Source organism: Pseudomonas quercus (assembly GCF_012033695.1).
Taxonomy (GTDB): Bacteria; Pseudomonadota; Gammaproteobacteria; order Pseudomonadales; family Pseudomonadaceae; genus Aquipseudomonas; species Aquipseudomonas quercus.
Genome location: NZ_JAAVJI010000015.1, coordinates 37,078 through 49,191, shown reverse-complemented (window position 1 = coordinate 49,191; position 12,114 = coordinate 37,078). Strand labels below are relative to the sequence as shown.

Genomic DNA, 12,114 nt, shown 5'->3' with positions numbered 1-12,114 from the left:
TTTAGCGAAGTGTTTTCCGGCATTTATGCATCTTAGCCTCGCTGATGTCACTGCATCAGCGAGGACAATGCAGTGACATCTCTCTTTAAGCTCCCGAACCGGAAAACCAAAATATTAAAAGCACTACTAGATTAATTCCTGTACAGCATCATCTATCTGTTTTTGAACACCTCTCCCTAGTTCGTCTACCAACACAGCAAACAGAAAGCTACATTTACCTTTACTTGTAGATTGCCACTGAGACCCTACTTGATTTTTTTCCCGCGAATCATCGTTCGTTTTATATGGTTCGCCTTTATACTCAATTACAAGGATTTTCCCATTCGTCAATTCAACGACAAAATCCGGATAAAAATAGTCAGTAGCAGTTGGTAACCAGAAAGAAAAACGCGGCTCTCGTTCAATATTCCTTACCCAATGTTTTACATGGGGATTCGCCTCAATCGCTTGAGCGCAAACAAACTCCTCACTAAACTTACCATCTAACCGCTTTTCTCGAAGATCATGAATCGCCGGATAGTAATGTTTTTTAAATTTGAATCGACCAGCATAGATATTTCGAGCCGGGTACCGGTCAGGTTTGAATGTAAATTCGTGTTTGAACGAATCGTCATGAGAGGCAACCTGCATATTAGGTAACGATTTCTGAAAACCATCTTTTATGGCAAGCCTTCTCAAACGATTCATTTCATTATGTATTGCGTCAGCTAGCTGATGCTTCGCACGAAGTAAGGCTGTTAATGTGAAGCCTCGCTCCGCCATCAAGTGCTGAACCATAAGGGTCAGGTATTTCAGAAGAGACGACTGAGGGATATCAGCCTGACGACACTCGCGATCGAGCCATCGTGTCAGGTCCTGTGTCGTCGCGTTACTCGAGACGTTATCAAGCTCAATTTGACGCGCATCGAGCATGGAATAGGTAAGCTTCTTCCCGTCAATATCGATTTCGAACGTATGAGCAGATTCGCGAATACTAAAGTTGGGCAACTGAATCTGCTGACCTAGTAGGTTCATTCCCCCTAGCTCGGCTAGGGTTTCATTACCCACCAGCAGAAGCTCATCATCGTCCCACAAACACAGTTGGGGTAGCGGAGCAAAGGGCACACCAAGTGCTGACGGCGCTAAAAGTGCTTGTTGAATCATGCGCTGTTGCGTGACCTGCTCGGCGACCTTAGCCTGATGTTTCTTCGCCTGCGAACCAATTAAAGCAAACTCCACAGCTTCAGTGAGCTCACCCCGAACAATTACCGTCGCACCTTGGCTGGTTGGGCGGACTTCTACAACCGCTGCCACTTCCGCAGAAAATTGGACTGTAGGCATTTCGAAAAGATTGATAATCGCTTCGGGTGCTTTGGGTTTTTGAACGGTGCTGGATCCGTTATCACCAAACAGGTCTGGCTCAGTTGGCTGCGTAAACGCAATGGCAGCTTCAAACGGGTCAAAGCCCATGTTGGCAACCATTCGGTCGGTAAGCTGACTGGCGGCAGATGCAAAACTTTCAGCGATGATGTGTGCGTAGGCTTGATTCAGCTTTGGGTCTTTTCGCTCCTTAGCATAGGGCATGCGAAGTACCCGGCCTAAAAGCTGTTCCACATCTTTCGCAGAACGCGATTCTTGAAGGCTACATAGCACGTATGCGAAAGAACAGTCCCAACCTTCCTTTAAAGCCTCGACAGTGATAACACACCGAATCGGGCAGGCAGGATCAAAAAGGTTTACTCCATCAAGATCTTTTTGCGCTCCGGTAGCTACAGCAATCTGGTTTTCTTCCAGGCCTTCCTCTTCCATGAGGTACTGTTTAAGTACTTCGACAGTTACTACCCGATCTTTCGACTCTGCTTGAAAAAGCGTAATCGGGCGAATGTATTCGTTTTCACTCTGCGCAAGAATTTCCAGCTGCTTACGAGTGAGCAACGCGTCATGCACAGCATTCTGCCAACCAGTCGGATGCTCTGAAAGCACAATTGGCAGCTTGATCATGTGCTCTGTCTTCAGTTGAAGAGCCGAGACGTGATAGAGAACATTCGACCCTGGAATGGGAGTGGCAGTAAGTTCGATGATGCACGCAGGATTCAATCGTTTCAGCGTCGTGAAACTATTATGAGTTCGGCTATTGTGAGCCTCATCAACGATCACAATCGGACGTTGCATGTACAGCCAGTTAGCTATGGATGCCTTAGGTTTACATAAATCGGCAGACGTTAAAAATGGCTGGTTCTCCAGATCTTTTTCGGAAACAAGCTCCATCCCGCCTGCCAGTTCGCCGGGTAGATTTTGAAAGAATCGGTAAATCTTTTCATCGGCAGCATAGACATTTCGGAGTGTCGTGTCGGTAATTCTGAAGGTCTGAATTGTCGCAACAATGATGATTGCTTTGCGACCGGCATCTATAGCTACCGTACCTAGATCCTCAATAGCACAGGCTCGGACGTTACCGGGGAAATAGCTCTCCAAAGCAGCTCGGTACGGGTGGCGAGGATTGCTGAGGGCTTCTACTGTTTGACTAAGAATTGTGTCTGATGGCACTAACCACAGTGCAATAGGTGCATCTGTATCACGAAAATTCTTGCCAATTCTTGCCACCGCGTGGGCGCCGAGAATAGTTTTTCCGCCACCTGTAGGCAGGCGCAGGCACACACAGGGCGTCTCACCAAATGCAGTTTTGTCATACGCGTTCAGCGCACGTCCCTGTTGCTTGAGATTAGACTCCCAGGCTGTGGCAATGCCATCAGTTCTAGTCGCCTGAATAAAGCTTTCAAGAGCAGTCAGTGCACGAGATTGGTAGTCTTTTAACTTCACTAAAATAGTCCTCAGCGTGCCCGAATGTCGTAAGGAATTTGCTTAAACGAAATTTCCAAACTGCTCAATTCAGACTCACTTCGATTCGTCGTTTCGCCGTAAATGACTTTGGGGCCATCAAAAGGATATGTTTCGAGCAGCCACTTTAGCAACTTCCCTGTCAAAACATTTCCGCCACTGGGTCTCCGGTCGCCCAAGATCCCGTTGAAAAGTAGGAAATACGCAGTACCGTCTTGAACACCTAACATTGGGGAGTCAAACGTTTTTGAAGCAGGAGTACCTGTCTCAAAATGCCAAAGGTAAGACGCCAAGGTATCGAATCGTACATCTGGATTTACACCTCCTTCCGGGGTGAAAATCTGCTCTCCAATTGTATAAAAGCGGAACCCGCCCCCACCTTGCCATCCAACAAGTTTGGAGATACCGCCTCCCTCTCCATCAATTACTTTTTTTAGTCTTGGGACACAGTGGGTTTGTGCGTGTTCACCCATTTCAATGCCGATGTATCTTCTGCCCGTTTTATGGGCGACAGCTGCTGTAGTTCCTGAGCCCAAGCAAGAATCCAAAATAAGGTCGCCGGTATTAGACGCAATGTGCAAAATTCGCTCAATCAACCGCTCCGGCTTCGGTGTGCCAAAACTCACATCTGCCCCGAACAGGATGTTGCACTCCTTTTTGGACTCGTCCGTGTGACCGACTTCCTGATGAGTCCACCATGTCCAGGGAACAAGGCCGTCAACCTCTGAAAGGAAGCGAATAACGCTGGGTTGTGCGTTACCATCTTTCCCCCAGTAAATCCTTCCAGCAGCTTTAAATTTCTCGAATTCAGACTCAATCATCGACCAGCACCGCCCTTCAGGAGGTCGATGTACGGAGCCATTCGGTGCAACGATTGGATACATCTGATTCGGTCGAAACCCTTGTGCCGTCATCGGTAAACCACGCCAGCGCTTCGCGGGGTCAGTTTCCTTGGAGTTCTCTGGATTTCTGTAAATTTTCGCCTGAAGCTCGTCGAGAGCGACCTTGTTGCGAGTAGCCTTAAATTTACTGGCATCTTTGGCATAAACGAAAATATATTCGTGAACGTCACCAATCGCTTCTCTATTTTCTCGGGAGTACCTTTTCTGCCAGACGTTTGATGCGATAAAAGACTGCCGGCCAAAAATCTCGTCCAACATAACCTTTAGATAATGCGCCTCCCGATCATCAATAGAAATCCAGATACTTCCATCACTTGCCAAAAGATCTCTCAAAAGAACAAGCCGTGGATACATCATACACAACCACTGACTATGCTCTAGCTTGTCATCATAATGTTCAAAAGCGCTTTGAGTATTATAAGGCGGATCAATATAAATACATTTAACTTGACCAGCATAAAAAGGGTGCAACGCCTTCAAGGCGATTAAATTATCTCCCTGAATGATCATATTAGACGCGTGCTCATCACCATGAGCCGATTCGAGCTTTAGGAGGTGATATGGAACCTCTGTACTTTCACGTTGAGCTTGACTCTTGTTCACCCAATCCAGAAACGGCATGCGGGGGGCTTCCTAATTGTACAAATGACGATATCTTAACGTTTTGTGGTAGCGACCGTAATGCAGATGTGCCACGAGAGAGCACTCCTCTCCGATTTCACGCCTGAATCTCGGGCCCAATCCCGGTGAATCTATGGCTCTAATCCTCAAAGCAAAGCCCTCCACGATTGGATAGAGGTATCAGAATCACTAGGTTCAGGAATAGTTCTCCTCGCCATGCGTTCGGAGTTTTGGGCACGGCTCCATGGAGCATCCTCAGGTTGCACTGCCCGGATCTTTGCAAGCCCGCTCCTCACTCAGTGGTCGGCTTCGGGCTGCGCAGCCCTCTCATCGACTCAAGTCATACTGGATTCAGTAAGGAGTATCCGGTTTGATCAAACCACTACTAAGCACTCGAAGACGGTTTATGCTGGAGCCAGACTTTTACAAAAGTGGTGGCCGCTGCACACGCGAAGCCTGTGGCTGCAATGAGGCAGGCAGAGTGAGGTGAAGATGGCGTTACCATTGGCTACGCGTTGCTAAGATGAAATATGACCATCTATGGAACAGAGAGCGGTATCGCAATCACCACCGCTAGGGTGCACAGCTTCCGTTCATTGGCAAATGTTGAGGTTGAATTGACCGATCTGACGGTGTGAACGAGCCCCATTTTTCCACAAGCACATGAGCCGCTGTTGCCTCTGATAGGTCTGTGGCTGTGCCAGCTAGCACCGGGCTGTCCAGAGAACCGCGTCGCACGCGGTCAGCATATGCCTGCAGTGCCGTGGTAATAGCCTTGCCAGTCAGTTAGCCTAGTACTTGTGGCTGAGGTGAGCCGTCCGACAAAAGATCCCAGCCTTGCTCGGCAAAGACGGTAGTAAGGTTTGTGCTGCTTCAGAACCGCAGTAGCTGATGGAGGCGGGGCGAACGCCTCCATAGCCTTGGACAGTGGAAATGAGCTCCGAAAGAAGTAACTCGCCAGCCCTGGGATGATTCAACAGCACCCAACCCAGGGTACCAAGCACCCGTTTTGATTTTCCAATGGGCTTGCTACTCAACCTGCCAGAATCAGTGGAAGTGAAATTGGCTTGGTCGATTCGGAATTCGATATCAGGGTGAGTGGGCTCACGCTTTTCACTCTGGGAATCATCGATTAGGCGAGAAATCGCTATGACGGTAACGTCCGTAAGTGACGGTCGGTTGTCATAGTGTTTGTTTTTTCTCCCTAATCGTTAAGCCAACTGCATGATCCCTGCTCACATTACTGGCGAGCCGACAGAGTGCCTACGGTCTGCCTTTCGCCGATTGCTGGTCGTGCTAAAAGGCCACGCTGCGACTCTCCAGAGCGAAAGGTTACGCTTAGTGCTCTCCATCAATTTACCAGACGGACGAGATGCTTCATCAGCCCAGTCTTTCCAGGCCACAAGGGCGCCGGTTATCCAAAGGTCTGAAGCTGAAGCTCCTAGCCCACCCTATCACTTGACAGACAAAACCTGCGGATGACCTGGAGAATGCGGGAATAGGCGCTGAAATCTGATTGCTGGCTTACTGCTGCCAGGCCACCAAGCTAGAATCACCGGACCTCCGGCTGACTATCAGGACCTGCAGACTGACCTCGCTAATGCTCAGCTCGATCTCGAGTCATTGATTGAGAGGCTTTACACCTTGAAGTGTGCCTTCGTTTGTAAGCATCATCACACATCGGACTCATGCCGTGACTCGCGGCGCTCTCGTGTTTAACCTAAAATGGGCTTATCTAGCTAAGCCTTGGAGTGACATCTTGCTGCTAAAGCTGCGAACTGAAAACAACGGACAGACTTCAGTCGTGCTCGTTAAAGGCGATGGCGATTCGGGGGGGGCGACTGTGTGGCGGTCCGCTCTGGGAGCGCCAGAAGTTTCTATCGTCCAGAATACTGACGGCCGGATTGACGCCTCAGCCTCAGCTCCTATCTCATCTACAAGCGAGGAAATCACTGAGCAGTTCCTTGCAGTATTTTCCGAAGTTGCCCTTCAAGAAGCAGGTGGGGTGGAGTTTTCGGAATCGAACCCAGACGACCCCGCCGAGTTAAATACTTTCCCTTATGACCCTGAAACCATCCGCGTCGACACGAAACCTTTTAATATCAGCTTAGTCTACGAAATGATAAAAGATGGAGATATAAATTTATCTCCCGACTTTCAGCGCCAATTCGTTTGGACGGATATCGGGGCCAGATCCAGGCTCATTGAATCAATTATGCTTCGGATTCCTCTACCCGTCTTCTATATGGCACAAGACAAAACTGGACGCCTTCATGTAGTAGATGGATTACAGCGACTAACCGTAATCCGTCAATTTCTAGATAACAAATTTCGACTCAAGAACCTAGAATATCTAAAAGAAGAAGAGGGCAAGGTTTTTAGAGCCGACTCTCCTGATGAGTGCATAGACCAGCGCTACAGGAAGCGGATTATCCAAACACAGATCATGATGAACATCATCGATCCACAAACACCCGCCGATGTAAAATTTGATATTTTTAAGAGGATTAACCAAGGCGGCCGACCACTTAACGCACAAGAGATCCGAAACTGCATGTCATCAGCTACCACTCGGAACTTGATCGGTAAACTCTCAAAATCAGACGCATTTTTACAAGCAACATGCGAAAGTGTTGGCAGCGTGCGCATGCAGGATCAAGAATTAGTTCTACGCTCCCTCGCCTTTCGACTTTCTCACCTAGAAGTCCTAGGTGAGTATCAGGGCAATATGGATCGTTTTTTAGACCAAGCAGTGGACACCCTCAACAACGCTCCCGATGAACTAGTACAAAAAGTCACCAACGATTTTCTACAATCGATGGATAACGCCGCCTATCTGTTTGGCCCTTTCGCTTTCCGAAAATGCCTGCCAGAAGACCTTGTTAAGGGCGCGCGGCGAAGATTAATAAATAACGCCTTATTTACAACTTGGTCTACCGCTTTAACTGAATACTCTGAAGCTAGTGTAAAAGCTTTAGCGCCGGGCCAGCTCGCCATTCATCTCGCTCAAGCCCTGAAATCAGATCCTACTTTTTTTGACTCGGTAACTTCTGGCACTAACGACAGGAAGCGCCTGTCATACAGCTTTTCGGCTGTTAAAAACATTTGTGATGAGTACCTTCTATGATTGGCGAGCTTACCATACGTAATTTTAAGTGTTTCAAAGATGTAAAACTGCCGCTAAAACCGATAACCGTCATAAGTGGTGGAAACGGCGTCGGCAAATCCAGCATGATTCAATCGCTATTACTCCTAAGGCAGGCAGCCGATCAGTTGCGCGTGCTTGATGATCTTGGGGCGCTCACTGCCGGCACTGCTGCGGACTTTCCCGTACGTTTAAATGGTCCTTATAGGCTGGCACTAGGGAATACTTTAACTCTTACAAATGCTGAACTCGAGTCCAATAAAATCGAGATAGGTGTACAATCTTCGGACACCCCAGAACAATCTGTGTCTGTAACTTTTATCGTAGACACGGTAGCATCTGTAACAGTCACTGGCCATCATGCGGGCTCAAGCTCGAGTGCAATGCTTAACAGAGGAGGTACTCTCCCGGTGTTTTCTGGTGAGTTCCACTACCTTATCGCTGAGCGTAATGGCCCTAGAGACTTGGGTGAAGTCTCTGATGAAAACTTCATTAACACAGGTATGGCAGGTGAACACACGGCCGACGCCATTGCACGCGCTGAGAACCTGCCAGTTCATGAGCATCTCTGTATTGTCGAAGGGTCAGATCTATTCAAGATTCAACTTGAAGGCTGGATGAGGCTCTTGGTCCCAAATGTTCGCTTAATAACTCAAAGCTATCCAGAGATCAATCGAGTGAGGTTAAGCATTGAAAAAGCCGGATCACCAGTTGCTCCTCTATCACCGACTAATACGGGGTTCGGCATCAGCTACGTGCTTCCGATAGTAGTTAGCGGGCTACTGGCTCCTGCGGGCTCCATGCTGATCGTTGAAAATCCTGAGGCGCATTTGCATCCTGCTGCACAATCAGCAGTTGGCCAATTTCTAGCGACTGTTGCAAGTGCAGGGGTCCAAGTAGTTGTTGAAACTCACTCCGAAAATGTGATCAACGGTGTACGTCTCGCCGCTATCCACGGCGGTATCGACCATAGTAATATCGGCTTATTCTTCTTTTCTTCAGAGGATGGAAATACTCAACCCCAAATAAATAATATTTCCGTAGATGCACTGGCTGAACTTAGTGCATGGCCAATTGGTTTCTTTGACCAACAGGGCCGAGACCTCACAGAGCTTATGAAAGCGCGTCGGGCCAAACGATCAAACCCAGAGTAAGCATCATGCCTCGTATCGTCTTCCACTGTGCAAGCCTCTACACAAATCCTCAGGTTTTACCTAATGTTGAGGTTACAGAAAGCGTCGAACAGCTTCTCGATCTGCACAGTTACATATTTAGTACCGGCGAGCCCATTTACAGAGATGAACGAGTATATGACGCACATATTCAGCCTGGGCTTCAAGTATGGCAGCTCCTATTCGAAAGCCACGGTGATTTTCTATCGCGAGACAACATCAGACTGCTTCAAATTGCACTCGATCAGGCACGACCGTTAACTACTGCTATAACAGCTCAAGCAACAATACAAGGCACCCTTGGCCCATTTCGCCAAAACTCTTCTAATGAATTAAAGAACTATAGGGACTGGCATAGTCATGTGCGAAAATCGCTAGCTACAGAGCCTCAAGAATCCCATGCATTCTGTGACGATTTCCGTATGGCGTTCCCACGACTAAAATTCAGCGAAGCCTTCCCTAATTGTATCAATACTTTCGATGGGGGCTACAAACGGCATTCGATAGCCCTGGTTCATTGCTTATCGGCTCTAAATGATCATTGGGACTGGGACGGTGGAGACCTTACACAATACCTTAGGGCATTCTCGGCACAGAGCAACACTCCTACGACACAGGAAGGAAGTGGAGCTAGAAAGCCAGTTCTTACCTTTTCATTCAAAATTTCTGACGGTCGCTCCGAGAGAGTGCTCTGTGAGCCACATATGAAACTCTCTCGGTCCGATGTAGCGGGTGATGATAAGTTCTATTTTCACCGTATTTACTTTTATCCACGATCCCACATCAATTTCCAGGCTAAGCTCTTGGTTGGCCATGCAGGCGAACATCTGTAAAGGTAAGCACACCGCGAAGTGCGTTAGAAGGTTTATGCGCGACAGGCCAATGGGAGGGATAATTGGGGAGACAACCTACAGCCCGTCCAGAAAGCTCAACAAAATCCAACTTAAAAATCTAAACAAAGCCCGGCACACGCCGGGCTAACCTAAAACTGAACGGCTTGAGCTGGAGGGATTGGAGCCGATCCCAACGTTAAAGGCCTTTGATCGAGTCCTCCGGATCAGAAGGAACCTTATCGGCTCGGCCGATCACGCTTCAGAGCATTGCAAATGCACTCGGTATTCCGAAGAGTATTCAAAGCAAAAAATATGGACGTTAAAAAACTCAAAAATCAGAAGCTTACGAAATCAATTCAGATTACCCCGGCCCTAAAGCTCGCGCTATCCATGGCCGTAACGATAATAAAGCCGGCTTGTGCTCACCCTACCTCAATCTCCCCCAACCTCTCCTTCAACCGCTCATTCACCGCCGCCCCATTAACCCCCGAATGAATCTCCCGGTGGCAACTCGGACATATCGCCCCCACATACCGGGGATGGTCCAGCCCCCCATCCGACAGCCGATTCACATGGTGAGGCTCAAGGTAAGGCGTGCCATCCTTCTTCATAAACGGCGCGGCTTTTTGGCAGCTTTCACACACGCCATTGGCCCTCAATTGCACGTAGTGAGCAACTTTCCGACTGCGCTGATAAAGCTTCCTCGGTGCGGACTCTGCCATCTGGGTGCCGTCCGGCTTACACGCCTCTAAGGCCGCCGCGCGTGCCGCAGCCAGCGATGTAGGAAGGTCGAGCACAACCCCTGTATCCTCCTCCATATCACTATCATCTGCGCCCACGCGTACTAGACGAAACATAATTGCCGTACGGTCTTGCCCGTCCACGTCCGGCTGAATTCGCTCAAACCAATCGGCGCAGGCAAACTCGCCTAGGTACATATTCCCTCGCCCTTTGCCACGCGACTCAAACAAGTACAGCGCGCGCCCGTCTTGAGCATGTTCGGCAATCGCTTTGTTACCGCGTGTCAGGCTCATAGGCCCGCGTTGCCCTTCACCGGTGTAGATAAAGGCTTCGCCCTCCCGATGGTCTGCATACCCATACTGCTCACCGCTGTTACCGGTGAATACGAAAATAGCCGGATACATGCTAGATGCCGCTATACCGCTTTGGTAGCTCCCGCCGAACACGCCTGTGATCTGCGTTTTTCGGTCGTAAACCTCGCCACGTACGAACGCCAATACGGGTGCAGTATCGCCACGCGCGAGTTCGACCACCGTAAAGCCACGTTTTTCAAGGTAGCTATTGGTCGGTCGTCCACCGGTGAATTCGCCAACCGGGATACCCGTTGCAAGGGATACGATCTTTTTGGCGGGGTAAAGCTCACCGTTCACGTCTATCGCATAGCGGTGGGCTTGGTTGTTTTGCCATTCCTGCCACTGCGGTGCGGCTCGATGCTCATGATCAAACGCCTCCAGCGCTTGGAGTATCCCCTCTCTAGAAACCGCTTTGATCGCCATGTGAACCGCCCTTTTCGCAAATGCGTGTAGGAAAGTTCTATCGTGGCTAATGTACAAAAGGGTTTCAAGTTTGGATCACAAAGGCAATGCGTGTGTGCCCTCTCCGTCTACCCAGCCCTGCCCCTTGCTCCTCCACCCCCACCGCCGCTACCCTTACCCCCGCCGCTGCACCTCAGCGGCCGGGCGTAGGAACCCGGAACAAAACTAGGCGCGCACGTGCCCACCGTATCAACCGCAAGCGTTCACCCGCTTCTGCGTTCGTTATGGCAGCTGTGCGCGGGCACGCTCGCGCGTGGCCGGTTGCCTAGAGTTCCGGTATTCCTACCCCGCGTACAGTTGCCACCCAAAGCCCGTAGGAAGGCCCGTGGCAGCTTCATCAACTCTGGGAGCACCACCATGCACAACACCACGCCTAACCCCACCCTCGAACAACTCCTCAACGACACAGACAAGCTGCTTCGCTGCGCGAAAGCGACTGCTTACGAAACCGCCGACCATCAGCAAGGCGCTTCTCGAGACCACGCCTTCGCCGTCGTCCACCTAATCGATATGGCCCGAATAAAGCTGGACGCGGCATTGCACGTGCAGCATTCAGCCGCGTCTTAAAAGTCTTCGCCCGCCAAGCCCCGTTTGGGCAGCACTGCACTGCCCAAACGTCGCGCAGCGCTGGGCGGGCATCTCATAGCGGTCTGTCATGACTGCCCTCTTGGGCTGTTATTCCGCAGATCCCTTTGGTAGAGAAGCCGACCTAAGAGCCGTATAGCGCTTCAAGCAGTTCTCAAGTGGCTCAGCAGTACCCAGCTCAACCAGCTCCCCGGTGTTCCGGTCAATTAGAAACGGGCCATTTCCGGCCAACTGGTCGGAGGGATCTCCTGTTCTCAAAAACTCCGCTGACTGGAAGCAAAAAAACCATCCGCCAGCAAACTCCCCTTCTTCCGTGATCTGTAGGGGTATCTCTGAGTCATCGAGGTATTCTTGCGCTTTCTTCAGTGCATATGGGTACGTAAACATTCCTGGGGCCTCCATGATCGTAACGTATCAAAAACTTGAAGATTTGCAGGCTTTCCTACTAGGTTACCCATTCCAAGGCAGCCCCCAAACCCGCCC

8 protein-coding genes are annotated in these 12,114 nt (G+C 49.8%); 4 read left to right on the top strand and 4 right to left on the bottom strand.

Going from position 1 to position 12,114, the window contains the following annotated elements; all coding sequences use genetic code 11:
* Nucleotides 1–126: 126 nt before the first annotated feature.
* Both HBH25_RS19585 and HBH25_RS19580 read right to left on the bottom strand, forming a co-directional pair.
* The gene (locus tag HBH25_RS19585) at nt 127–2,799 is read right to left on the bottom strand and encodes a DEAD/DEAH box helicase (protein WP_218585506.1); all 2,673 of its coding nucleotides are present in this window, start codon (nt 2,797–2,799) and stop codon (nt 127–129) included.
* A gap of 11 nt (nt 2,800–2,810) precedes the next feature.
* Nucleotides 2,811–4,340 carry a site-specific DNA-methyltransferase gene (locus HBH25_RS19580; RefSeq protein ID WP_168085623.1) on the bottom strand — a complete coding sequence of 510 codons (1,530 nt, stop codon included), beginning with the start codon at nt 4,338–4,340 and terminating at the stop codon, nt 2,811–2,813.
* A 1,711-nt stretch (nt 4,341–6,051) separates the two neighbouring features.
* Here HBH25_RS19580 and HBH25_RS19575 point away from each other — a divergent pair.
* The 3 genes from HBH25_RS19575 to HBH25_RS19565 are packed head-to-tail and all read left to right on the top strand — an operon-like array spanning nt 6,052 to nt 9,490.
* Nucleotides 6,052–7,467, top strand: a complete 1,416-nt coding sequence (locus tag HBH25_RS19575) for a DUF262 domain-containing protein (RefSeq protein WP_168085622.1) — start codon at nt 6,052–6,054, stop codon at nt 7,465–7,467.
* A complete protein-coding gene (locus HBH25_RS19570; RefSeq protein ID WP_168085621.1) occupies nt 7,464–8,639 on the top strand; it encodes a DUF3696 domain-containing protein in 1,176 nt (391 codons plus the stop codon). The genes HBH25_RS19575 and HBH25_RS19570 overlap by 4 nt, the downstream gene beginning before the upstream one ends.
* A 5-nt stretch (nt 8,640–8,644) precedes the next feature.
* The gene (locus HBH25_RS19565) at nt 8,645–9,490 is read left to right on the top strand and encodes a hypothetical protein (protein ID WP_168085620.1); all 846 of its coding nucleotides are present in this window, start codon (nt 8,645–8,647) and stop codon (nt 9,488–9,490) included.
* A 422-nt stretch (nt 9,491–9,912) separates the two neighbouring features.
* Here HBH25_RS19565 and HBH25_RS19560 read toward each other — a convergent pair whose 3' ends face one another.
* Nucleotides 9,913–11,007: an HNH endonuclease gene (locus HBH25_RS19560; protein ID WP_168085619.1), complete on the bottom strand. Its 1,095-nt coding sequence runs from the start codon at nt 11,005–11,007 to the stop codon at nt 9,913–9,915.
* 396 nt (nt 11,008–11,403) lie between these two features.
* Here HBH25_RS19560 and HBH25_RS19555 point away from each other — a divergent pair, with 396 nt between their 5' ends.
* Nucleotides 11,404–11,613, top strand: a complete 210-nt coding sequence (locus HBH25_RS19555) for a DUF6124 family protein (protein ID WP_168085618.1) — start codon at nt 11,404–11,406, stop codon at nt 11,611–11,613.
* Between the two features lie 108 nt (nt 11,614–11,721).
* On the opposite strand, the gene HBH25_RS19550 is transcribed toward HBH25_RS19555, so the two are convergent.
* On the bottom strand, nt 11,722–12,018 hold the full coding sequence (locus HBH25_RS19550; protein WP_168085617.1) for a YrhB domain-containing protein: 297 nt from the start codon (nt 12,016–12,018) through the stop codon (nt 11,722–11,724).
* Between the last annotated feature and the right edge of the window lie 96 nt (nt 12,019–12,114).

Coding starts and splice junctions, on each gene's coding strand:
- HBH25_RS19580 (WP_168085623.1), bottom strand. CDS start 4,340: ATGCCGTTTCTGGATTGGGTGAACAAGAGTCAAGCTCAACGTGAAAGT.
- HBH25_RS19570 (WP_168085621.1), top strand. CDS start 7,464: ATGATTGGCGAGCTTACCATACGTAATTTTAAGTGTTTCAAAGATGTA.
- HBH25_RS19565 (WP_168085620.1), top strand. CDS start 8,645: ATGCCTCGTATCGTCTTCCACTGTGCAAGCCTCTACACAAATCCTCAG.
- HBH25_RS19560 (WP_168085619.1), bottom strand. CDS start 11,007: ATGGCGATCAAAGCGGTTTCTAGAGAGGGGATACTCCAAGCGCTGGAG.
- HBH25_RS19555 (WP_168085618.1), top strand. CDS start 11,404: ATGCACAACACCACGCCTAACCCCACCCTCGAACAACTCCTCAACGAC.
- HBH25_RS19550 (WP_168085617.1), bottom strand. CDS start 12,018: ATGTTTACGTACCCATATGCACTGAAGAAAGCGCAAGAATACCTCGAT.